The organism is Chryseobacterium sp. Chry.R1 (assembly GCF_039645525.1).
Classification (GTDB): Bacteria; Bacteroidota; Bacteroidia; order Flavobacteriales; family Weeksellaceae; genus Chryseobacterium; species Chryseobacterium proteolyticum.
In genome coordinates, this window is sequence record NZ_CP151793.1 from 2,375,783 (window position 1) to 2,399,079 (window position 23,297).

Here is a 23,297-nt window from a genome sequence, read left to right on the forward strand (position 1 = left end):
TGGAAAAGACACTAGTCTTCCAAAACAGGTGCCTCTTCAATAAGTGCTTTTAAAGATTCAGGAAGAAAAGGCCTGCCACCGGTTGCAGGCACGCAAGTTCCGGTAAAAGTTGCTTTTGTCGTTACCTTACCATTCAGGATAATGGATTGCTTAAAATGAATCTTAGGAGCATCACCTTTATCCCTGAACAGTTCACAGGTTACCGTAAAGGTATCTCCTTTTTTGAGAGACCTGAGAAAACTGATCGTGTATCCTGATAAAACCATATTAACCCCATTTTTTGCTTCATTTTCAAGGTTAAACCCCAAAACCTCATCAATATACTGGTGTCTGCAATATTCCATATAAAACGGATAATATAAACCGTCCATAATTCCCTGTACATCAATGTGCTCTTCTTTAGTCACATATTCTTTTGAATATTTCATAATGATAATTCTATATTTAATACATAAAGCTAATTATAATTGGCGCCAAATCAAAATTGAACGAAGAGATCTTAACCAACACAAAGAAAATTTAATAATATTTTAATGTGTTATATTTCTCTATGTATTGATATATTGTGATTTATTTATACTTTTGTTTCCATTATTTCATCCTGATTGTACCCGCTTATTTCCTGAAATAGATGACAGATCGTTGAAGATTCCTTTACCATTGGAATTCCGGTCACGTCATGATGGTAGCCAATAAACAGATCATTTTAATAATAAAAATAAAACATGAAAAAAGCAATTTTTATCCTGCTGGCATTAAGTACACTGGCTTGTGCTCCTGAAAATTCTGATGATGCACTGGTAAAATCGGGCAATGTTTTCCAAAGTTCCGACTTGTCCGTCACATCCAAAACCTCAAGGCCCCAGACCTGGGCTCAAAAAGTTTCAGGTTCTCCTTTTGATAATCTGTATAAAGTAAATAATGATGTATATAGAAGTGAGCAGCCTGACAATGCGGGCTTTAATTTTCTTGAGCAAAAACATATTGCTTCGATACTTAACCTGAGGGAAGGTCATACAGATCATGTGGGAGGAACTAACTATGCTGGTAACCTGTATAATGTTCCCATGAATGCTTCATCGGTATCAGATGTTGAGATCATTAAAGCTTTGCGGATAATAAGAACCGCCCCGAAACCTATTGATGTGCATTGTGCTCATGGTAGTGACAGAACCGGTGTTACGATGGCGATGTACCGTATTATTTTCCAGAACTGGAGTAAAGAGGATGCCACTGAAGAAATGACAGAAGGGGGCTACCATTTCCATTCCCAATATACCAATCTTATCGATTATATCAGGGATGTGAATGTTGATTACATCAAAGGACAGGTATTTAATTAATATCGATCTATAAAATATAAGGTCCGGTATCGTAAGATAACCGGACCTTATCGTTATGATACTATTTTTCTTCGGAATTGTAATGGTAACAGGAAATCCATTAAATTTGACTATCCTGCTATGATAAACAGGACATAACCAATGTAGTCATTACACCGGCGTAATTTTAATATAAAACGATCCATGGAAAGAAGAGAATTTTTGAAACAGTGTTCAGTTGCTGCATCCGGCTTGGTTCTTGCAAATATACTACCATCCTACGCCAGTGCCATGTTGCGGGAAGAACATTTACGGTCAGGTAAATCACTGTTTGAAGTTTTCAGTAATCCGGAAAATCGGTACCGCCCATTTGTACGTTGGTGGTGGAATGGCAATAAGATTGAAAGATCAGAACTTGCCAGGGAGCTCAGGATTTTAAAGGATGCGGGAATAGGAGGGGTTGAGATCAATCCGATATCATTTCCTTCGCGTACGGATGACATGGGGAAGCAAAGTATTGATTGGCTAAGTGACGAATGGATAGACTTATTGAAATTTACGCTGGAAGAAGCTAAATCTCTGGAGATGACCTGTGATATATTGGTGGGTACGGGTTTTCCCATGGGTGGCGATTTTTTAGAAAAAGAAGAGTGCTCACAAATAGTGGTAATCGCCGTAAAAAAATTAAAGGGTCCTCTCACCACAGAATTTTCTCTTTTTGATCTTTATAAAGAAGCCGATCCGGCGATTACCAGCCCATACAGCGGAAGGACAATGGAAATGCTGGACGTAAAACTTGTGCCGGATCCGCTCAATACGATAGACGAAGTGATCGATCTTTCGAACCAGATTAAAAGCGGAATGATAAAGGTTTCTATACCCAAAGGTGATTATGCGGTTTATGGATTGGTGAAAATAGAACGCTTTATGCGGGTGATCCAAGGAGCCCCAGGTGGGATGGGACCTGTTCTGAATCATTATAATTCTGCTGCCGTGAAAAAATACCTATACAGGATGACTGATACCATTCAGCGGAAAACAGGACCTCTTGCAGGCTATGTCCGCTCTTTCTTTGTGGATAGTCTGGAAATAGAGGGGGCCAACTGGAGTGAGGATATGATGACTGAGTTTAAAAGAAGGAGAGGATACGATATTTATCCTTATTTGCCCTTTGTATTGTTTAAAATTGGAGCAATGGGAAATACCACCGGGCAGAATATCCTATATCCCGTAAAGATGGGCGAGGCGTTCAAAAAAATGACAGACCGTATGCGGTATGATTTTGAGCTTACCAAAGCAGAACTTTTTGAAGAAAGGTTTGTTACTCCCTATGTACACTGGTGCAAAGAGAATAAAATACAATCGAGAGCGCAGGCCTATGGAAGAGGCTATTTTCCATTGGAAGGAAGTTTTGAAATTGATATTCCAGAATGTGAAACCTGGCTGAAATACGGTATCGGGGAAGATATCAGTGAAGAGAAATTCACACAATATCCCTGGCATCTTGGCAGGGGAAACACGATGATCAATAAGTTGGTTTCTTCTGCAGCCCATCTAAAGGGTAAAAAACTGATCAGTTCCGAAGAGCTAACCAATACTGATATGGTGTTCAATGAGTCTCTGGAAATTTTCAAAATAGCGGGGGATCAGAGTACGATATCGGGAGTTACACATCCCGTTTTTCATGGATTTAATTATTCTCCGCCGGAAGCAGCTTTTCCGGGTTGGATTACCTATGGTGGATATTTTAATGAAAAGAACACGATGTGGCCTTATTTTAAACATTACACAGATTATCGTGCCAGGTTATCGGCGGTATTGCAGCAGGCTACCATGTTTGCCGACATTGGGCTGTTAGCTCCCTTTGCTGATCAGTGGTCGGAATACAGTGCCCAGATGGAACCTTTTCCGGTTATCGTATCGCCGGCATATCAGTCTTTGATCTGGGAATCCATTCATCAGAATGGTAACGCTTGTGATTATGTTTCTGAACGCGTGATCCAAGACTCGGAAGTGAAAAAAGGATTCCTTACGTATGGAAGCAGAAAATACCATACTCTTTTTTTAATTGAAGTGCATAGTTTGGATACAGCCACAGCAAGCAAACTGTATGATTTTATAAGGGACGGTGGAAGAGTCTTTTGCATTGAAGCAGTTCCCGAAAGATCAACGGGTTGGAATAATTACGAGAAAAGAGATCAGGAGGTGAAGGAATGGGTGAAAAAGATGGAGGCTTATCCTGACCGTTTCATTGTATTGCATAAACCGACGGCTGACTTTTCAGGGTGGTATAAAACCGTACAGGAGAAATACAGCCTAAAGCCCTATATGAAAATCCGGAAACCTGAGTCCTTTATAACTCAAGTGCGTTATCAGACAACAGATGCAGAGCTGTTCTTACTGACCAATTCGAGCAGCAGGCATAGTGCTTCACTGGATATTCAATTTGATCAGGAGATCATTAAGCGTAAACAGGCGTGGTTATGGGATGCGACAACAGGCAGGAGAAGTAAGCTGGCAGTAGAAGAGGGACTTTTTCATATAAATTTAGGTCCTGCAGACTCAAAACTGATTGTTTTTGATCATCATAGAAAAGGAACCATGTGGAAAGCTCATCCGTTAACAGGAACTCAAGTAAAAGAACTGAGCACTGCATGGGATGTGGAGTTCAGGCATTATGACGGGACCGTCAACAAAGAAAAGCTGGATCGTCTTACTGATCTTAAAGAGCTGCCTTCTTACAGTCATTTTGCCGGAACTGTAGTCTACCGTACTACATTCCAACTTGGAGATCATGATACCAAGGATTTCCTGAATCTTGGAAGTGTATATGGAATCTGTGAAGTAAAGGTGAATGGAACAGAAGCCGGAACCCAATGGTTCGGCCGAAGGGTGTATGCTCTCGATGGCTTGCTCCATATCGGTGAAAATGAAATCGAAATTAAGGTCATTACCGTTATGGTAAACTATATGAAAACGCTTAAAGATAATGAAGTGGCTCAGTACTGGACCAACCAGAAAAAGAAAGACCAGCCCCTGCAATCTTTGGGGCTGGCAGGACCTGTAACGATTTACTGAGACCTAAGGTAAAATAAGTCTGTTCCTTACATTATTGTTAGTATCTTACATTTAGCCTTTCTTATTCATGATCCCGAATCTCTGTTTTACCTTTGTCTGTGATGAGTCAGGAATATCCTGATCTAAAGTAATATAGGCATGAAAATAGTATTTATAACATTATTGATGATGGGATCAACTGATTTTTTATCTGCTGTCCGGTCACCTTATTATTTATCAGAGCATCATTTTAAAAGTAATTTGAATATGGACAATAAAACAGTACTTGAAAAGGCAAATCTAGCTATCGCTAAAGGAGATTATGAAGGTTTTCTTTCCTACTGTACCGATGATACACAGTGGACATTTGTAGGTGAACAGGTTTTGAAAGGAAAGGAAGAAGTGCGAAAATATATGGCAGTTGCTTATACAGAACCACCTGAATTTAAAGTAGAAAAATTAGTAGCCGAAAATGATTATGTGGTGGCTATAGGAACAATAAGCATGAAGAATAAAGAAGGGAGAGCTGTTGATTATTCTTATTGTGATGTTTGGCGATTCCGTGATGGAAAGATGGCAGAATTGAAAGCATTTGTTATCGAAAAGACCTGATCATAAAAAATCCTCCGTTTCGGAGGATTTATTATTGATACGCTTACCTTAAGATGAATAAGCGAAAGCTTTAGTTACGGAAAAAAGGGCTTACCCCTGAAGAATCAAAAGTAAAGGCAGTCTGATTTTCAGATTTGTCCAGTTTTTTGTTAATGGTAAGCGCCCATAAAACAAGCTCCTTACAGAAGTTCTGATCTTCTTCACTTAATTCGGAGGCGTTTTCCTCAACCACCTGCACCAGAGGAGCAATACTGTTAAGCTTGGAATAGAACTCTTCATCCGTATCCGTGTAGTTCAGTTCCAGCTGATTTTTGTTGAACCATTTGATCAGGTCCGTATAAGGAGTTTTGATGCCCTCTTTCTCCAGCTTGGAAATGCGTGGGAAAATCGTTTCAAACTGTACCATCACGGCTCTGTCGATTAATATTTTCGCTACATAATCTGCTCCTTCCTGCTCCCCTTCATACACAAGTTCGATTTTCCCTGTGATCGATGGAATGATGGACATAAAATCAAGCAGGCGAACCGTTGTTTTTTCTGCATCGGTTTCTATTAAGCGCAGTTTTGCGGCAGCCACAAGGTTTTCCATTGCACTGATGGTCAATCGGGCACTTACCCCGCTTTTTTCATCCACATATTCACTGTCACGTGCTGCAAAGGCAACACCTTCCAACAGATCTTTTGCAAGACCCGGAACCTGTATCCTTGATTTGTCTTCAGGTGATATAAGAGCTTCCTGCTCCGTAATTTGACGGGCAAGATCAATGGTTCGGGGATAATGGGTGAAGATCTGCGAACCGATCCTGTCTTTAAGAGGAGTTACAATGCTTCCTCTGTTGGTATAGTCTTCAGGGTTTGCAGTAAATACAAACTGAATATCAAGAGGCATTCTCAACTGAAAACCTCTGATCTGAATATCTCCTTCCTGTAAGATATTAAATAACGAAACCTGGATGCGGGCCTGTAAATCAGGAAGTTCATTGAGAACAAATATCGAACGGTTGGCACGCGGAATCATTCCGTAATGCAGCACGCGTTCGTCAGAATATGGAAGCTTCAGGGTGGCCGCTTTAATGGGATCGATGTCTCCGATTAAGTCGGCAACATTTACATCCGGTGTGGCCAGTTTTTCAAAAAAACGGTCTGAGCGGTGTACCCACGAAATAGGGGTGTCGTCTCGCAACTCATCAATAAGGTCTCTGGCAAATTTCGAGATCGGATGAAATGGACTATCATTAATTTCAGATCCTTTTACAACAGGCATGTATTCATCCAGAAGGTCTACCATGCTTCTCGCAATTCTTGTTTTTGCCTGTCCGCGTAAGCCCAGTAAGTTAATATGATGCCCTGCTAGAATGGCTTTCTTCAATTGAGGGATTACGGTGTCTTCGTAACCCAGTAACCCTTTAAATGCGGGTTCTTTAGCTTTAATCCTGGCAATAAGGTTCGCCTGAATCTCCTGACTAATCGTTTTATGGGTATATCCGGAATCTTTTAACTCTTTGAATGTAATATCGTTTTTCATTGTTTTTTTTAAATAAATAATCTATGTACTGTATAAAAGAATGAGAATCTATATATCTAACCTCTAACCTCTAAATTCTAAGATCTAAAATCTAAAATCTAGCATCAAACTATATTCTCCTTATCCTGTTTTTTTCATAATCTTCAAAAATCATCTGCCCCAAACCAGACAAGCCTGTAAGAAACGCCTTCCCTTTATTCTGTGCTGTAAATACTTCCACAAATTTACGGAGATAGGGATCCTGGGCAATCATAAAGGTTGTAATGGGAATTTTCAGCTTTCGGGCCTGGGCCGCTTTATGCAGGCATTGTGTAACTATTTTTTCGTCAAGACCAACACTATTCATATAGAACTCACCGCTAGGCAGCTGAATGCAGCTCGGTTTTCCGTCGGTGATCATAAAAATCTGTTTATTGGTATTTCTTTTTCTGCGGAGAATATCCATCGCAAGCTCTAGACCTGCCACCGTATTGGTATGATACGGTCCCACTTTTAAATAAGGAAGATCTTTGATCTTAATGGGCCAGGCTTCATTGCCAAACACGATAATGTCAATGGAATCCTTAGGGTATTTTCTATTGATCAGCTCAACTAATGCCATGGCTACTTTTTTGGCAGGAGTGATGCGGTCTTCACCGTATAGAACCATGGAATGGCTGATGTCAATCATCAATACGGTGCTCATTTGAGCTTTATGTTTTGTTTCCTCTACGATGAGGTCATCTTCCGTCATGCGTAAATCAGAAATGCCATTATTGATCTGTGCATTTTTTAAGCTCTCCGTCATATTAACCAAAGATAGTTCGTCTCCATATTGGTAAGATCGGTTCTCACCATCTTTTTCATCACCGATTCCCGTTTTTGAAGTGCGGTGATTTCCGATTCCCGTTTTCTTCAGTTTACCGAAAATCTGGTCCAGTGCATATTCTCTTAATGCAGACTCTAATTTGGCGGTTAATATATTTTTCCCTTTACCGGATCCTGTATTGCCGTCTTTCGGATCATCTTCCTCTTTGATGTACCCGCGCTTTTTCAGATCTTCCTCAAAGTCCTGAAGCGTATATTCATTATTGAAAATGTCATACTCCTTATCGAGAAGATCAAGCCAGTGAAAGGCTTCCTCGATATCTCCGGAAGTGTGGGTGAGCAGATCCTTAAAAACATCAAAGACCCGGTCAAAATCTGATGTTTCTTCCGGAATATGTTTACTGAAAATAAAACCTTTTTGAAAATTTAAATATTTGTTTGTCATAAGACACTGCGGTTTTTCGGTTAACTGCTTTTTTCTGTTTAGTAAAATTGTAATGTAATAAAGGAACCAAGTGATTGTTTCAGTCCTGAATCAAAGCGAAATGTATTTGCAATATTCCTTAATTTTTTATTGAATTTAAAAAACTACAAGTTATGAAAATATCATTTCAACATACCTGTTGGAAAATAGAAAATACTAATGGCTTTGATAAGCAATGAAAATATAATCGGTACAGATATTTTCGTGCTTCCCTTTTGATTTGCAGAAAGTTTTTAATGGATATTGTAATGATATACTAAATTATAATAAATTATTTTTAATAATTTTTCCTTTTATAAAGCCATTTTGGCAAAATTTTTATATCTATATATTCGTTTTATTTAAAAGGAATTTTTCGTTTACAGAATTGGGAGGAATATGTATATAATAACGGATCAGTTAAAAGATAATGGGTTTAGTATCAACCGGTTGGATTATATCATAAAAAGAAATAACAACAAAAGGGAGATGAACACGCTGGAATACTTTTGTATCTATATTGTTTTAGAAGATATTACATTAACGGTGGAAGATGTTGCGTACGGCATTAAAGCCGGTAATATTGCATTTGTAGGTCCCCAGAAGAAAATCGTTTTTGGCAAGACAAAAAGATCCGATGTCTTCGCGATCGTGTTTTCTTCAACCTTTTATGAAAGATCGACAAAAGACAGCCTGTTTATCAATTCCCAGCTTTTCTTTAACTATAATTCAGATGTTTTTGTTGCTCCTTTTATCAATATAGAACAGATGCGTGTGGTATTCATGGAAAGAATGGAAAGCTTTCAGCGTAAAGATAAAAGCTTATATATTTCCGCCGCCCATAATGCCATTGAAAGGCTTATACTGGATGCCTTCTTACATATTCCTACCGAAGAAATAAAAAATGATTTTAAATTCGATTATATGTATTATGTCAATCGGTTTAAAGTGATTTTGCAAAGGGATTATAAAACGGCAAAAAAGGTTTCTTACTATGCCAATGAACTCAGTATATCTTCAAGGAGATTGACGGAGATGACTGAATACATGCTGGGAAAAACTGCAAAACAGGTGATCATTGAAAAACTGGTGAACGAATGTATAAAAGCCCTGAAGTTTTCCAATTGTACGATTTCCGAAGTTTCTTATGAGCTGGGTTTCAGCGATGAAGGGAATTTCAGCAACTTTATCAAAAAACATACCGGTAAAAATCCCTCCGAAATGAAATAATTATCGAATTTATTGTAGGTGGGTATAGAATTTATTGTATATTTACCTATGTAACCGATTGGTGAAAAATCCAGGCAATATGCTTTTTAAATGGTTTTTATTAATTGTTTTATTTTTTGCTTGTGCAAAATCTTTTGCTCAGAACTCTGATGCTTTGAGATTAAATGTACGGTTGTACCCGGCACAGATATTTTCTATCAATAATGATGAAGAAGATTCCGGAGCAACAACGTCTCGATTACCGGAATTTAAATCCGTGACCGTATCGAGTCCCTCAGGTTTTGAAGTAAAAGTACATCATGAGACCTTTAATGAGGATAGTGCAAATCTTAAAAACAATGATAACTGTTACAAAGAACATAATCTGATTGATCGTCAAAAGGGAGTAATTCAGAAAGTTTATAAAATACATGAAAAATTAGAAGCTGTACTAAAAAAATCAGGTTGTGACTCGGGTTTTAAAGCTGATCACGTCGTGCTTACGCTAATTTCTCAGTAAAATTTTAATAAGACTTGTGAAAATTACTACACAATACGTGGTATTTTTTTAAAATACCTTTTTTACCGATATATACGTAAAAGTGAATTATTTGAGATTAAAATAATAGCGCTTTTACGGAATAACGGTTCTATCGTTTTATGATTTGACGCTTTTTATGATTTTTTCATAAAAGGCTATTTCTTTTTGTGAATAATTCACTACATAAAATTACAAGTTATAAGTGTTTTTTCACAAGAATGCAGGCTTTCTTTCTCTATACATTTGCAGCGAATTTTAAAAATTAATACAAACATCATTTTAAACTATGAAGAAATGTGTCTTAGCTTGTTTTGCTTTAGTAGGATTTGCAACATTGAAAGCTCAACAGAATGTAACCCTAAACGTAAGACTGAAGCCTATTCAGACCCTTGTTGTGAATAATGCACAGAAGGTTGTTAACCTAGACTATGTAACCAAAGACGATTATGTAAACGGAGTTTCTTCTGTGAATGCAGATCACCTGAGCATCTACAGCACCGGTGGATTTCAGGTAAAAGTAAAAAGTGCCAATGCTGCTTTACAGAATGCGGGTAAAAATATCCAGGCCAATACCATTCAGATCAAAGCAAGTGCCGGTTCTGAGGCAGTAAACGGAGCTCAATATGCACAAAATGTGCAGCTATCAGCGAATGAAACAACATTGGTAACATCTTCTAACGGAGGAGTGGATAAGAAAATCAATATTGAATACAAAGGTGCCGGAGCTAACGCATATCTTGATAATTATATCGCGGGTCAGGATCCTACAGTATACACTACAGAGCTAACGTATACTATTATTTCCCAATAAGATAATGTAAATACGATTACAGGATAAAGTGCTGCAGGTCTATTGCTGCACTTTATTCTTAATATGAAGTATCTGTAATGAAAAAATTTTCTTTCTTCTTTTGCTCCTTGTTCTGTGGCTTGTTTTCTACAATTTTTGCACAAACAGGAGTCTCTGTATCTCCACCACGACTGTATTTCGAATCTGACCCGGGACATAGCAATACTCAAAAAGTAACTGTAACGAATGTAAGCGCAAAGAACTCTCTGGATCTGGCCATAAGCCTAGGTGACTGGGAGTATGATGAAAAAGGGGAAAATATGACCTATGGAGCCAATACAAGACCTGCATCCTGTGCAAGCTGGGTGTCTGTGAAAAAAGAAGAAAATTATTTTACGCTCGCTCCCGGCGAAAAAAAAGACATTGATGTTACCATTACTGCTCCCACCACCTTATCGGATAATTTAAAAGCTCATACTGCAGTGTTGTATGTCAGTCAAATGAATCCTGTGGATGATGTAGATAGTAAGGGGGCTCATATAAAGGTCAGCATACGATCCGGAATCAAGCTTTTTCATAAGCTGCCATTACCGGGGACTAAAAAAATTGAAATTCAGAATCTTGTCTACGGGAAATTGAGCAACAAGCTGGATCTGTTTTTTGAAAACCAGGGAGATGTGTGGATTGACGGAAAAGTATATACGGATCTTGTGAATGTGGAAAACGGTAAGAAAACGGCACTTGATCCTGTTATCTTTTATACAATGCCGGGAAATAAGAGGGAAATGAATATTTCTTTGCCTTCCACCCTTGAAAAAGGAAAATACACTGCTTCTGTAATGATCGATTATGGAGACAGTAACAATCTTGAACTGGGAGAGCTAAGCTTCACTTATGAAAAGTAAAAAGCTCGTCCTCTTCTTTGTGCTGATTTCTGTGGGTTGTTTTTCGCAAGTAACATATACTTCATGGATAAACAGCTATTTACAGATCAATTCTTATGGTGGTAATACCAACCCGGATGCCTATACTTTTACTTTGGCAGGGAATGGTCAATTCAATATTCCTCATTGGAGGGTATCCATGAGACTAAAGCAACCTATTACTTCCAATGACGGAAAATATGTAATGCCTGCCAATAAAATTTCTTTTCAGCCGGTATCTTCCTCAGGTCAGGCCTATCCCGGACCCGTTCCCACGATTCCCCAGATCGGAATGCCTTTACATGTTTTTCTTCAGGAAGGACAGGAGGTTTTTATAATCCCCCAGTCCAATGCACCATTGAATAATCAGCCTGTACAGCCTAACGGATATTATAATCTTCAGGTGAAATACAGCCTGAATGTAGCGGGAGGATCTTACCTTGGAAATTACCCTTCATGGATCACTTTTACGGCACCTGTACAGTTCACGGCCTATGATCAATACAATAATATCATAGGGAAAATGGATCATAATTTCCAGTTTCAGATCGGTGTTCTTTCAGGAACCCCAACGGAAGTTCCGGAACTTTCACTAAAATTTTCTGCGAATGCAACCAATGGATCGCTGGAGTTTAAAAGTATGGAAGATTACATAAAAGGCGTGAGTGTATTGTATACCAATGCTTTGATTGTAAGCAGTAATACGAATTATCAGATCAGGATGAAGTCTCTTCAGGGGCAGTTTAATTCTCCAACGGGGAATACGATTCCTCTGGCGACCGTTAAAATGGGTCTTACGCCTGTTGCAGATAATAAAGGAAATGTATATCCGGTTACTTTAAGTGCTACACCTCAACTGATCGCAACGGGAGGTTCTACAAAAGGCTCTAATGTTTATTACGATATCAGATATTCCACGAATGCTAATGATGAACGGTTGATTAATGCCAGATCGGAAGAATATACCACCACAATTCAATACGAGATAATTCCTCAATAACCATGCTATATAATCTTTTCAAAAGGACATTTTCTGTTTTTTTGATACTTATTGCTGTTTTGATTCCCGCACAGAATAATGCAGGGGTTATTTTGGAGATCCGTAATGAATCCAGGGCGGATAAAGGGAATATAATAGATCTTATTGTAGTGGTAAAAAATACCGGAAACGATCCATTCAGCGGAAAGGTTGAAATCACCACGCCTTCAGGGTTCAGGAACATCTCACCTGGCAAAACGGAAGTACATATGAAGCCGGGTGAAAATTTATATCTGCCGGTAAAGATCCTGGTGAATAATAATGTTGTTGCCGGAGAATCTCATATTGTATGTAAACTTACGGATGGACAAAATTTTGTGATCGCAAAGCAGGAGATACCCTACGTGGTATCCGAAAATAATATGATGCGGATCACTCCTGAAAACCCGGTTGTTTATATGAATAATGTAAATGATTCTGTAGAAGTGAAAGCAAGGGTTTCTAATCTTGGTAATAAAAGGCAAAACGTCACGCTGGTATTTAAAATTCCGGAAGTTTCCCAGGGAAGTATTTTTATCGAAAAAAGCGGTACCATTGAAGTACAGAAAGATTCAGTATTTGTGTTTCGTTTTTTCCCTTCTAAAGTGTTGATGCGGAGCTCACAATTTACAGTCCAGATTGCAGGCTTCAGAGAGCCGGATAAGGAAATATTCGGAAATACTTCTGTTTCGGTTCAGAATATATCTTCCACCCAACGTTATGAAGACAGGGAAACCGATATTTTCTCAAATTTCAGTAAGAACAGTATTACAGCCAGTTACAGGCGTGTGGGTGAAAACCTGGATATGTACCAGATGATCGGGTCGGGAGGCTTTAATCTTCCGTCGGGATATCTCTACATAAGAGGGAATATCTATGCAATGAACAATCATAGTGATCCCGTTGTGAATAATACTTATATATCGTACCACCGGGAAAATAATGAATTTACCCTGGGTAACATGAGCAAATTACTTGAACTCTCCCTCTTTGGAAGAGGAGCAGAGTATGCATTTACATCTTCTGATAAAGATAAGAAAATAGAGGTAGGTTTTGTAGATCAAAGCTTTAGTCTGATTGAAAGGAATTCATTTTTAAAAAACGGCTATGGTTTTTATACCAGAGGAACCCTGGGAGCACAAAATGCATCGCGAAGCATATCGGGAACTTATATTTTCAGAAACGATCCTTATGACAAAGCAAGGCATCATCTTGCAGGTACAGATGTACAATATGCTTTCAATCAGGACTGGAAAATGAATGCTAAAATGTACAGTGGACTTAGCTTTTATGAAGATATCAATACCACTAAGCCTTCTTTAGCACTGGAATCTCAGTATTCAGGAAGGATAAAGAAGGTGAACCTGAACGGAAATTATTTTTACAGTACCGATTATTATCCTGGAAACAGGAGGGGAATGCTACAGATTCAGCAGAATTTTTCCACCTATATTTTTACCGATCATTATGTGTATGCTAATGTAACGGTGTCTGATTTTTCTCCAAAATTTTATTTTTATAATACAGCCATGCAGTCTGATAATATAAGAGTGGATACCGGAATCAATTTTCCTAAGAAAGGTAATTTTGGGTTAGGGGTAGGATATCAGTATCAGGAAGAAAAGTCCAATTCCTATAATAACTTTTTTAATGTTCCGGGTAACCAGGAATCAAAACAGCTGAAAGCACAGAGGCTTACTGAATACATAACGTGGTTAAGTCCGGATAAAAAGCATTCTTCCATTATTGGGATTGAGACCGGACTTGTTAATTATCCTAATGCAGATCACCTGGATTATCAGATGAAAATTAATGGGAACTACAATTATAAGTGGCTTAATGTAAATTGTACGTACCAATATGGAAGCTATTTTCTTTCAGAATATGCTTTTTCAAAAATGATGAATGTAAATATTCCCTATGAAAAGCTTTCTCTTTCTGCTTTTGTCAATAAAAATCTTTTCCGGGAAAAAGTAAATATAAGTTCAGGAGTATCTTATACCCATGATGTTTTATATGGAAGGTCGCCATCCGGTTTTGTCAACCTGAAATATTCTAAGGAACGCTACGGGCTGTATCTCAACTCTTCATGGTTTAACTATTCTTCTAACCATTTTACCAATAACCTTTTAACGATCGAAGCAGGTGTTACCATAAATTTTCAGACCAGTACACTAAATCCCGGAAAAAAAGGAGAAATAAAAGCATTTGTCTATTATGACCGTAATAATAACAATGTATATGATGGGGAAGATCAGGAGGCAAAGGATTATTTAATTATGCTGAATAATATTTCATTCAAAACAGATCAAGAAGGGAATATCAGGTATCAATCAATTCCTTTTGGAAAGTATGCTTTAAAACAGATTATCCAGCAAGGCTGGTACTATGATGAGGCATCATTTGAGGTGGATAAACACCATTATTCCCTGGAAATTCCCCTTCATCAGAATGGGACTTCGAAAGGAAAAGTTATCTATCAGTTTGATGCAAAAACAGCTTTAGAATTCAGTCCTAAAATCGGAGGGATTATTCTTAATATATTTCATAACGATCAGTTCCTGCAACGGGTAATGACTGATGATAACGGAGAATTTATTTCTTTTCTTGAATCAGGAAATTACAGGATCGAACTTAATGGGAATTCATTGCCCGCCAATACTTATTGTGAAAGCATGACCGCTGATTTTACAGTGGAAGCAGGAAAGATCGTTAGTCTGGAACCGTTCATTATTAAGGTGAAAGAAAAAAACATCAGGGTTAAAAAGTTTGGGAATTAAATTTGTGATCAACTACCCATTGTACGGTTTTCTTCTTTAATTTTAAGCTTATAAAATATTTCCTGAGCAGGAGCTGTGAAAACATTTTGATAATGGGTGCCAATACGCTTGTGGAAATTTTGTAAGACATTAATAATTCGGCAGAAGAATGGAAAAGAAATATACCGATATTACTTTTAAGACCTTTACCCAAACCTTTATCAGGAACTTTTCTGACGGATTTCAGTATCAGGAAACACCTGTTCAGGTTTACACCCTGGAGGAACTGTATTCCAAAAATATCGCAACACCATTACCATTGTTGAAAGCTGATTTTCATTATATTGTTATCCTTAATAATGGCAATTTTGAACAGCAGGTAGGTCTGGAAATAAAAAAAGTGGCTGCAGGACAGGCTCTGTTGGTTGTTCAGGGGGAAGTTTCTGCCCTCTTAAGAAAATCGCAGGATGTACAGGGCTTCTATATAATATTTGAAGACCGTGTTCTGCAACAATTTAAAGAAAACACCTATTTTTTGAAGCTATTTACCACTTCACCGTCCATTCAGCTTGGTCAAAATGAAAAGATGATGGTGAATGATATCAGCAGGCTGATTATACAGGAATTTAAAACAGGAAAAGCCAATGCATCAATTGTTCTGCTTCTTTTGCAATCCTTATTATTGAAACTCCTTCAGTCTTCTGAATCTAAAAAAGGTTTGTCGCGCCAGTTTGATATTGCTGTTTCGTTCAGAACATTAGTGCTGAGGCATCATGGGGAGGAATTAAGTATAGAAGATTATGCAAAGCTGATGAATATTTCGTCCAATTATTTAAACAGATGTGTTAAAGCAGTTTGGGATAAATCAGCAAAGTTTCTTACCCAGGAGATTATTATTATCCAATCTCAGAATCTGCTCGCTGATTTTTCCAAATCCATCTCCGACGTAGCCTATCAGATGAACTTTAATGACCCTTCTTATTATGGAAGGTTATTTAAGAAAATTATTGGTATTAGTCCCCAGGTTTACCGGACCAGGATCATGCACGATTCGTCCGGATGATAGAACCGTCTGTCCGGTTGTTTCTCTTTAAAAGCTGCCAAATTTGTATAAAGTAAAAGTGACATGAAAAATATATTCAACTTTAAAAACAATTTGGCAATGGCTGTCATCATTTCTATGATACTTCCTTTCCTTGTATCTGCACAAAGCATAAATAAATTACAGAATACTATGAAAACAGCTTCATTAAAAAAAACAATCTCAGACATGTATGAAACAGTTCTTAATAAAAAACAATCTGATCAGGCAGGAAAATTTATTGATGAACGGTATATAGTAGAATTCAATAACCAGAATAAACCTTTATTCGATGCATTTCCAGATATACACTTCACTCTAAAAGATATTTTTGAAGAAGGAAATAAAGTGATCACTGTGTATGAGTGGAAAGGAATCCATCTTCATCAATACAAAAATATCGCTGCTACACAAAAAACGGTAACCATTGAAGGGGTAAGTGTTTATGAATTCAGGGATGGAAAAATCGTTAGCAGCACAGCAAGTCCAGATAAACTGTCATTTTATCAGCAATTGGGAGTAGTTCCGGATCTGCTGGTAACGAAGGAGGTGAGCCGGAAAAATGCAATTTACTTTGTTGATGAATTCCAGATTCCTTCCGGAGTATATGATGAATTTAAGAAAAGGCTGGATTACAACAGGAACTATATCAGAAATCTAAAGGGTTTTTTAGGTGATGAGATCATGCAAAATAAAGATTTACAGTCAGGTATTTTTACCATTATTACAATAGCCGTATGGAAAGACCGCGAAAGCCTGAATAACGCAAAAGAATCTGTCCATAAAGAGTATGAAAAAATTGGATTTGATCCTGCTGAGTTTAGCCGAAGACTTAATATAAAAATGAAAAGGGCAGAATATTACCAGGCTGAGTAACATCATGTTTTGATCATAATCCATACTAAAATCCGAAGGTTTTTAAACCTTCGGATTTTTATGTTATATCCTCTTATGAATTTTCCCGGAGGTCTTTTTTCTAAAAATACTATCTTTGTGAACAATAAAAATAGCATGATGAAAAAAGTAATATTTCTGGCTTCAGCGGTTCTTGTACTCAATTCTTGTGTCGTTTCTACTGCGGCAAAAGTGGTGAAGGGAGCTGTAAATGTAAGCTACAAAGCGGTCAAAGGAACAGTAAACGGAATCAGCTGGGCAGTGAGCAAAGCAAAAGGAAAGATTGATGAAGACCGTTTGGATGGTACCTGGAAAGTAGTAGGGGTTTACAAAGGTTCTTTTGAAGACTTTTCAAAAGATCAGAATCCTGAAAGCTCATTTACATCAGAATGTACAGATGGTTTTGATCAGATCATTTTCAAGGCTAAAAAATCTAAGTTTCAGCCGGTACACTGCAGCTCTGAGAAGGAAGACTGGGTGAAGTATTCAATGGAATTCGGGAAAAATCCTGTAACTAAGGAAAAAGAAAATTATATAGAATATAATTCCAATAATTATATCTCAGTTATTGACGTGAATAATAAAACAATGGTTCTGGAAGGAAACCTGATGCCTAAACTGGCATTTACCGGAGCTAAACTATATCTTTTGGAAAAAGTAAAATAAGGTTTTTCAGGATATGAAAATAAATAGTTCTTTAATTCCCGGAAAGGGAATTTTTCTTGCCCTTTTCTTTTCTTTACACATCGGTGTAAATGCCCAGAAAACGGAAGATATTTCCACCATTTCAGAAAAAGATCTCACCCATATTTTAGAAAAGAACAGATCGTTTTATACACAGGGAAAAGTAGCAAACTACATTCCCGAATTGGGAAAAATGGATGCGCAGTCTATTGCTTTATCCATCGTCGGAAAAAACGGAAAAGTATTGAATGTAGGAGATGCAGGCAAGAAATTTACGATGCAGAGTATCTCTAAAATCATAGCATTAATGATTGCAGTTAGTGAAAAGGGAGAAGCTCATGTTTTTGATAAGATGGGATATTTCGGGACAAGTCAGCCCTTTAATTCTTTTTCCAATCTGGAAACATCCGGAAAACCTCTTAATCCTATGATGAATGCAGGAGCCATTCTTACGACTTCTTTAATTTCAGGGGATGGAGAGAAACCTTTTCTTAAGATTTTAGACATGGTTCGGTACATTACCAGAAATCAGACACTGGACTATAACAAATCCGTGTATGAATCGGAAAGATCTACCGGTCACCGTAACCGGGGAATGTTCTATCTGATGAAAAATAACGGGTTGATTTCAGGAAATGAAGATCAGCTTGATAATTACTTCAAACAATGCTCCATCGAACTCACAGCAGAAGATCTTGCCAAAATAGGATATTTCTTTGCGAACGGATGTGTTCGTTTTGATGGTGATTCTCAATATAAAAATGCAGAGATAGCCCAGTTGATAGAATCCCAAATGCTTATTGCAGGGATGTATGAATTCAGTGGGGAATATGCAAGAACCGTAGGTTTGCCAAGTAAATCAGGAGTTGGGGGAGGTATCGCGATAAGTGTTCCCGGAAAAATGGGTATCGGGGTTTTCAGTCCTGCCTTGGATCAGCATGGTAACTCATTGGCGGGTTATCATATGATTTTGGATCTGGTGAGGCAATATCATCTCAGTATATTTTAAAAAAATATTTTATCATGTATTGGATGGACCTTTCATCAATACGTTGATTTGTATTCAACTCTGATTGTATTTATATCAAAAAATATTCATTGGAATATAGAAAATAGGTGTAATTTTATCTAAGTGATTCATCATGAGTATGGTCTATGGTGTGGGAGTCATTTTTTAACCTATTCCCAATTTGTTTATGAAAAATACTTTCACCACCACGTCCTCCATCAAGAAAAACATCCTTACTTATCTTGGATTTACCCTTCTATTCTGTTTGCCGGTTTATTATATGTGCATCCGTACAGGTAAATTAGGCGGAGGAATCATATCTTATGCTACCATTGTTATGTGGTGTCCGGCTATCGCTGCCTTACTTACATGTCGTTTACGTGGTATTCCCATTTCATCACTGGGCTGGAAATGGGGGCTTACAAAATACCAGTTACTGGCGTACGGAGTTCCGTTTTTATATTCGTTTGTGCCCTACGTGATCATCTGGATCAGCGGGGCAGGAGGTTTTTATAATCATCAGTTTATAGAGGAAACAGGAAAAGGGATGGGCTGGGACCTGCCCGATGGAGCGGTTCTCGTCTTGTATATCCTGTTGATGAGCAGTTTTGGGATGGTGCGATCTGTCGGTTCTGCTTTAGGTGAAGAGATCGGATGGAGGGGATTTCTCACTCCTCAGCTGGCAAAAATCAATTCCTATACCGCTACTTCACTCTGGATGGGACTGATCTGGTCATTCTATCACTATCCATTGTTGCTCTTTTCAAACTACAATACGGGAGGGCCTAAATGGTTGGCACTTGTCTGTTTTACCGTTATGATATTTGCAAGCTGCTTTATTTTTACATGGATCCGGTTGAAGTCGGGAAGCCTCTGGACGGCAGCCATTATGCATGCCAGCCATAATCTTTTTATACAATCGATTTTCACACCTCTTACAGTGGATAACGGGAACACCAATTATTATATCGATGAATTTGGTATTGCGGTACCGATTGCGACAGTGGTGGTGGCTTATTTCTTCTGGAGGAAGCGGAACGAGCTGCCAAATCAGGGAAAGGAGAAAATCATTTCATCTGAGATTTCCTGATCATTCCGGGTGAAATTATCAATAGAATAAACAATGCCCTGAAAATAATCAGGGCAAAGTTATTTTTTAATTTAATTTGTTTTGTTAAAAGCTTAAGTCCTGCCATTTACTTAGAATAGCATCTGCAGCAGATGCATAAGTTGGGCTGCCGCTGAGAGTTGCTCCTCCCAGTATGCCAACCAGTTGAGGACTATCTCCTGTAGTAAAAATAGCAGATCCTGAATCTCCCGGTCTTGAAAAGAGTCCTGAATTTCCCTGAATCATCACCAGGTTATTGGCAATCACCTGATCTCCGTTAAAGTCTGTTAGTCTAAGAGAGGTTGTAATACTCGTGACGTTTCCGGTGGTGATATCACTGGTGATCCCACTTTTACGAACTTCCGCTCCTATAAGAAATGCGTCAATCTGTGCAAATCCGCTAATGATTTCCTCTGCTCCAAATACTTTTCCTATCGTGGCATTTCTATCTTTTCCTTTTCTGGCAATGGCACCATCTAACCAAACATTGATCGTTTTGAAGTCTCCGCGTGGTACCAGAACATTTTCATAATAATAATCCTTGAGAGTTGCACAGTTGTGGCAGTAATTTAAAGCGGTTCTCCATTTAGACTGTTGACAAACATCAGAATCCAATTCGGTGCCGACACCCGCAAGAACATGGGCGCATGTCAGCATATATGGATGTTCGTCGGGTCCCTTTTTTACCATTACCCCCAATGTACCACTGCCTGCCATTTTTTTACCGTTTTGTCTGAGTGTCCCATTGGCTGAGATACTGATTCCGCCTATCAGGGGATCGGTTTTTTCATTTCGGGTGGTTACTTCGGTTACTTCATAAGATAAAGGTTCCGGATCTACTTCCAGTTCAATAACATCTGTAGGGCACCCAAAGATGGTCAGGGGAATAGCCTGTGAAACCTCTGACAAAGGGAGTTTATTTTTCACTCCAAAGGTATAGCTCAGTGTTTTGGTAAGGCTGTCGTTAACGGTTTTCAGAGAAACCCCAACCGAGGTTATTTCAGGTCTCTGGAAATATTCTTCAATAAGTTCGGGTAATTTTTCGGCCATTTTATCGTGTAAGGCCACTTCTTCGTTGCTTAATTTCATGATATAGTTATTTAGGTTGTTATATAAATGCTGACGTAAAGTCACCAGGAGGTATACGTATGTGTAATTAATAAATTTACAATCTGGCTTATCTCATTTTCTAGAGTCTTGCGTAGCCATGGCTGCTTGATTTTTGAAGATAATCCTTCAGGTCTTCATAGGAAAATGGCTGACTGTATATTCCCGGTGCGTAATCTTCTGCAGGATCCATGACTTCATGATAGGTATGAATCGGGGTAAGACTTTTAGGATAACCACCATATTCGTTTGGTGCGTTCCAATAAGCGAATATTCCATAGGCTATTGCCTGTATTCTCCTTTTGAAAAGTTTATGTTCTTCTATTGAAGCGTTTGATGCAGGTTTTAAAAGAGAAACCATTTCAAAGAGTCTTGCAGCCGTATGGGAACGGCCTGTTTCAATAGGCATTCTTGCTCTTCTTGCCATTATGGTGTCCGGTGAAGCTTCGTTCCTTGTTCCTGCTCCTAATCTTCCCTGATCCCATTTGATTTCTCCTTTGTGTTTTTTAGGGTCTTTTGAAAAAGGAGTAAGATTCTTTTGGAGTACTGCTACGCGTTCGTAATCAAAATCCTCATTTAATTCCCATCTCATGGGTCTGGGCGGGCTGTTTTTACCCTGGTAAGGATGTGGGATTAAGACAGGATGTGCCGTAGGTAGCGCTCTGCTGTTTCCCCGGGGGCTAAACAGTTCTTTAATATCATGAAGGATAGCAATATTTTCACTCACGGTAAAATCCTTTTCTGAAAAAGCCAGACTGATCCTGTCTGTTTTTATGAACATCATTTCTAATAGTGGTTGTATGCTTCCAATATCATCTATGGTAGGCTCGGTCCGTAATCTTGGATAGGAATTGGCAAGGTTGTAGCTGCCGCCCATATTCGGGAACAGGTTGGCAATAGGGTTTGTGGTCAGGTAATAACTTAGCTTTCCACTAATACTTTCTTTTTTCCATAATTCAGCTGCTATGGCCCTTCGTAATTCATTGAGAACGGCAGCAATTTTCTCATTACTTAAAATTTTTATGGCGAGCTCAGTTTCCTTTTGCTTATTTTTCCGCAAAGAAGGATGTGAATCGTAAATGAGCTGCCTGTAAAAAGATGGCTTGTCCGGAAATGATTTCCAGTAAGCTTTTGGCTGGTCGTCTTCTAATCCGATCGAGGGTTTTACGGAGCCCAGCATGATTCCTGAAGGCAGTTGCCATGGCTCAGACCGTATCCATTCATTAAACGTTTCCTGAAGATAGGTTATATTTAAATCTCTGGGCAGAAGATGCATTACTTTTATCCCATACTCATAAGCCTTTAAAGGTAATATCTCTTTTTTCTCGCCCGGTTCTAATAGTTTCTGGTAATTTAACATTTTGTATAATTTGGTGATGATCTATGATCTTATTTACATCACAAAGTTCGAAGGAATAGTGAGCCTGTAAAAGAGAGTAAATACCCATTTTTAGAAATTGGGGGTATACCCTGATTGATTATATGGATGCATATAATAATGTGTTTAAAACAAAAAAGATGAGCTGTGAAGCTCACCTTACGGGTATAAATGATATGATTGAAAAGGGTATTGATGAAAGAGCATACATGCATAAGAGGAGCATGTATGGATTCTTACCATTTTTGTCTTATTCCGGATGAACAGCTCAAAGTAACAAACAAAAAGAGATGAATTTTAGAGTAGAAATAACCAAATATGACTTTCCGTACAAATACTTACCCCATACTTTGCATGCGATTTACAGAATAGGTAATCTTACCCAATCGATTGGGTATAATAGTACATGAAAAAGCAGGCTTTTTAAAACCTGCCTTTATGTTTGTTAGCTTATTAATGGGATGTTATACTAAGTATATAATTGCTTGAAATATTTCACATGTAAATAAAACGGAATCAGTGATTTGATGGACGCTACATGAATGTTTTTTTCTTTTAAACGTGCAATATCAACGACAGGTCTGTAAATCATGACGTAAACGAAGAGGTAAATTACAAAATAGACAGAATTTAAGCTGTTGATAAAAAGAAGTCCTAACAGAGGCATCAATATAACAATATAATAAACTAATGCATTTTTCATAGTGAACAATTTTTGATGGCACAAGCCGCGGTAACTGCAACAGAGTTCTGTGGAGTTAAGGTTGTTTCAACCCATAACCTTACACTCAGTCAGTCCGTATTCACGCAGGTATCTGCAATACAATGTGTAAGTATTTTTGAATTTTATTAAGGATTGTAATACAAGATTATAGGTATTAGTAATTTTTCTGGATTATTGTGAAGAAATTAAAAGTGTAGTTTTATGCCATATATTGTAGGGTTAAATGCGTTAAAAGATGTATTTGTTATGTTTTTCACATCTCTATTTGTGCAAATTGATAGTCGTT

At 38.0% G+C, this 23,297-nt stretch carries 19 protein-coding genes; 14 read left to right on the forward strand and 5 right to left on the reverse strand.

Features of this window, described 5'->3' with window-relative positions:
• Positions 1 to 11: 11 nt before the first annotated feature.
• A complete protein-coding gene (locus AAEU33_RS10950; protein ID WP_345992661.1) occupies positions 12 to 428 on the reverse strand; it encodes a thioesterase family protein in 417 nt (138 codons plus the stop codon).
• A 297-nt stretch (positions 429 to 725) separates the two neighbouring features.
• Between AAEU33_RS10950 and AAEU33_RS10955 the strand changes: the two genes are divergently transcribed.
• The 3 genes from AAEU33_RS10955 to AAEU33_RS10965 all read left to right on the forward strand — a co-directional run bounded on the left by AAEU33_RS10955 (position 726) and on the right by AAEU33_RS10965 (position 4,991).
• Positions 726 to 1,343 (forward strand): tyrosine-protein phosphatase, encoded by a 618-nt coding sequence (locus AAEU33_RS10955; protein WP_345992663.1) that lies wholly within the window; start codon positions 726 to 728, stop codon positions 1,341 to 1,343.
• Positions 1,344 to 1,526: 183 nt separating this feature from the next.
• Entirely contained in the window at positions 1,527 to 4,400 is a 2,874-nt protein-coding gene (locus AAEU33_RS10960; protein ID WP_345992665.1) for a glycosyl hydrolase, read from the forward strand.
• A gap of 138 nt (positions 4,401 to 4,538) precedes the next feature.
• Positions 4,539 to 4,991, forward strand: coding sequence for a nuclear transport factor 2 family protein (locus AAEU33_RS10965; protein WP_345992667.1), 453 nt, complete (start codon positions 4,539 to 4,541; stop codon positions 4,989 to 4,991).
• 70 nt (positions 4,992 to 5,061) lie between these two features.
• Here the strand turns inward: AAEU33_RS10965 and AAEU33_RS10970 are convergent, their stop codons facing one another.
• Both AAEU33_RS10970 and AAEU33_RS10975 read right to left on the reverse strand, forming a co-directional pair.
• Positions 5,062 to 6,516: a sigma 54-interacting transcriptional regulator gene (locus AAEU33_RS10970; RefSeq protein ID WP_345992669.1), complete on the reverse strand. Its 1,455-nt coding sequence runs from the start codon at positions 6,514 to 6,516 to the stop codon at positions 5,062 to 5,064.
• A gap of 109 nt (positions 6,517 to 6,625) precedes the next feature.
• Entirely contained in the window at positions 6,626 to 7,768 is a 1,143-nt protein-coding gene (locus AAEU33_RS10975) for a VWA domain-containing protein (protein ID WP_345992671.1), read from the reverse strand.
• A gap of 417 nt (positions 7,769 to 8,185) precedes the next feature.
• On the opposite strand from AAEU33_RS10975, the gene AAEU33_RS10980 reads away from it, so the two are divergent.
• The 11 genes from AAEU33_RS10980 to AAEU33_RS11030 all read left to right on the forward strand — a co-directional run bounded on the left by AAEU33_RS10980 (position 8,186) and on the right by AAEU33_RS11030 (position 19,784).
• Positions 8,186 to 9,016: an AraC family transcriptional regulator gene (locus tag AAEU33_RS10980; protein ID WP_172279429.1), complete on the forward strand. Its 831-nt coding sequence runs from the start codon at positions 8,186 to 8,188 to the stop codon at positions 9,014 to 9,016.
• Between the two features lie 79 nt (positions 9,017 to 9,095).
• Positions 9,096 to 9,515 (forward strand): hypothetical protein, encoded by a 420-nt coding sequence (locus tag AAEU33_RS10985; RefSeq protein WP_172279427.1) that lies wholly within the window; start codon positions 9,096 to 9,098, stop codon positions 9,513 to 9,515.
• A 307-nt stretch (positions 9,516 to 9,822) separates the two neighbouring features.
• Complete coding sequence (locus tag AAEU33_RS10990; RefSeq protein ID WP_172279425.1) at positions 9,823 to 10,347, forward strand: hypothetical protein; 525 nt, start codon at positions 9,823 to 9,825, stop codon at positions 10,345 to 10,347.
• Positions 10,348 to 10,424: 77 nt separating this feature from the next.
• A complete protein-coding gene (locus AAEU33_RS10995; protein ID WP_172279423.1) occupies positions 10,425 to 11,231 on the forward strand; it encodes a molecular chaperone in 807 nt (268 codons plus the stop codon).
• The gene (locus tag AAEU33_RS11000) at positions 11,221 to 12,249 is read left to right on the forward strand and encodes a hypothetical protein (protein WP_345992674.1); all 1,029 of its coding nucleotides are present in this window, start codon (positions 11,221 to 11,223) and stop codon (positions 12,247 to 12,249) included. The genes AAEU33_RS10995 and AAEU33_RS11000 overlap by 11 nt, the downstream gene beginning before the upstream one ends.
• A 2-nt stretch (positions 12,250 to 12,251) precedes the next feature.
• The gene (locus tag AAEU33_RS11005; RefSeq protein WP_345992676.1) at positions 12,252 to 15,047 is read left to right on the forward strand and encodes a hypothetical protein; all 2,796 of its coding nucleotides are present in this window, start codon (positions 12,252 to 12,254) and stop codon (positions 15,045 to 15,047) included.
• 148 nt (positions 15,048 to 15,195) lie between these two features.
• A complete protein-coding gene (locus AAEU33_RS11010; RefSeq protein WP_345992678.1) occupies positions 15,196 to 16,089 on the forward strand; it encodes an AraC family transcriptional regulator in 894 nt (297 codons plus the stop codon).
• Between the two features lie 63 nt (positions 16,090 to 16,152).
• A complete protein-coding gene (locus AAEU33_RS11015; RefSeq protein ID WP_345992680.1) occupies positions 16,153 to 16,983 on the forward strand; it encodes an ester cyclase in 831 nt (276 codons plus the stop codon).
• Between the two features lie 138 nt (positions 16,984 to 17,121).
• On the forward strand, positions 17,122 to 17,667 hold the full coding sequence (locus tag AAEU33_RS11020; protein WP_172279417.1) for a hypothetical protein: 546 nt from the start codon (positions 17,122 to 17,124) through the stop codon (positions 17,665 to 17,667).
• Positions 17,668 to 17,680: 13 nt separating this feature from the next.
• Positions 17,681 to 18,694 carry a glutaminase A gene (glsA, locus tag AAEU33_RS11025; RefSeq protein ID WP_345992682.1) on the forward strand — a complete coding sequence of 338 codons (1,014 nt, stop codon included), beginning with the start codon at positions 17,681 to 17,683 and terminating at the stop codon, positions 18,692 to 18,694.
• A 187-nt stretch (positions 18,695 to 18,881) separates the two neighbouring features.
• On the forward strand, positions 18,882 to 19,784 hold the full coding sequence (locus AAEU33_RS11030; RefSeq protein ID WP_345992684.1) for a type II CAAX endopeptidase family protein: 903 nt from the start codon (positions 18,882 to 18,884) through the stop codon (positions 19,782 to 19,784).
• 84 nt (positions 19,785 to 19,868) lie between these two features.
• Here AAEU33_RS11030 and AAEU33_RS11035 read toward each other — a convergent pair whose 3' ends face one another.
• Both AAEU33_RS11035 and AAEU33_RS11040 read right to left on the reverse strand, forming a co-directional pair.
• Positions 19,869 to 20,891, reverse strand: coding sequence for a hypothetical protein (locus AAEU33_RS11035; RefSeq protein WP_273648584.1), 1,023 nt, complete (start codon positions 20,889 to 20,891; stop codon positions 19,869 to 19,871).
• 100 nt (positions 20,892 to 20,991) lie between these two features.
• Positions 20,992 to 22,269 (reverse strand): hypothetical protein, encoded by a 1,278-nt coding sequence (locus tag AAEU33_RS11040; RefSeq protein ID WP_345992687.1) that lies wholly within the window; start codon positions 22,267 to 22,269, stop codon positions 20,992 to 20,994.
• Positions 22,270 to 23,297: the final 1,028 nt, after the last annotated feature.

Bases quoted from the DNA above. Each gene is read 5' to 3' on its own strand.
- AAEU33_RS11005 (WP_345992676.1), top strand. From the start codon at position 12,252: ATGCTATATAATCTTTTCAAAAGGACATTTTCTGTTTTTTTGATACTT.
- AAEU33_RS11010 (WP_345992678.1), top strand. From the start codon at position 15,196: ATGGAAAAGAAATATACCGATATTACTTTTAAGACCTTTACCCAAACC.
- AAEU33_RS10990 (WP_172279425.1), top strand. From the start codon at position 9,823: ATGAAGAAATGTGTCTTAGCTTGTTTTGCTTTAGTAGGATTTGCAACA.
- AAEU33_RS11000 (WP_345992674.1), top strand. From the start codon at position 11,221: ATGAAAAGTAAAAAGCTCGTCCTCTTCTTTGTGCTGATTTCTGTGGGT.
- AAEU33_RS10960 (WP_345992665.1), top strand. From the start codon at position 1,527: ATGGAAAGAAGAGAATTTTTGAAACAGTGTTCAGTTGCTGCATCCGGC.
- AAEU33_RS11015 (WP_345992680.1), top strand. From the start codon at position 16,153: ATGAAAAATATATTCAACTTTAAAAACAATTTGGCAATGGCTGTCATC.
- AAEU33_RS10980 (WP_172279429.1), top strand. From the start codon at position 8,186: ATGTATATAATAACGGATCAGTTAAAAGATAATGGGTTTAGTATCAAC.
- AAEU33_RS10975 (WP_345992671.1), bottom strand. From the start codon at position 7,768: ATGACAAACAAATATTTAAATTTTCAAAAAGGTTTTATTTTCAGTAAA.
- AAEU33_RS11020 (WP_172279417.1), top strand. From the start codon at position 17,122: ATGAAAAAAGTAATATTTCTGGCTTCAGCGGTTCTTGTACTCAATTCT.
- AAEU33_RS11040 (WP_345992687.1), bottom strand. From the start codon at position 22,269: ATGTTAAATTACCAGAAACTATTAGAACCGGGCGAGAAAAAAGAGATA.
- AAEU33_RS10995 (WP_172279423.1), top strand. From the start codon at position 10,425: ATGAAAAAATTTTCTTTCTTCTTTTGCTCCTTGTTCTGTGGCTTGTTT.
- AAEU33_RS10955 (WP_345992663.1), top strand. From the start codon at position 726: ATGAAAAAAGCAATTTTTATCCTGCTGGCATTAAGTACACTGGCTTGT.
- glsA (WP_345992682.1), top strand. From the start codon at position 17,681: ATGAAAATAAATAGTTCTTTAATTCCCGGAAAGGGAATTTTTCTTGCC.
- AAEU33_RS11035 (WP_273648584.1), bottom strand. From the start codon at position 20,891: ATGAAATTAAGCAACGAAGAAGTGGCCTTACACGATAAAATGGCCGAA.
- AAEU33_RS11030 (WP_345992684.1), top strand. From the start codon at position 18,882: ATGAAAAATACTTTCACCACCACGTCCTCCATCAAGAAAAACATCCTT.
- AAEU33_RS10985 (WP_172279427.1), top strand. From the start codon at position 9,096: ATGCTTTTTAAATGGTTTTTATTAATTGTTTTATTTTTTGCTTGTGCA.
- AAEU33_RS10950 (WP_345992661.1), bottom strand. From the start codon at position 428: ATGAAATATTCAAAAGAATATGTGACTAAAGAAGAGCACATTGATGTA.
- AAEU33_RS10965 (WP_345992667.1), top strand. From the start codon at position 4,539: ATGAAAATAGTATTTATAACATTATTGATGATGGGATCAACTGATTTT.
- AAEU33_RS10970 (WP_345992669.1), bottom strand. From the start codon at position 6,516: ATGAAAAACGATATTACATTCAAAGAGTTAAAAGATTCCGGATATACC.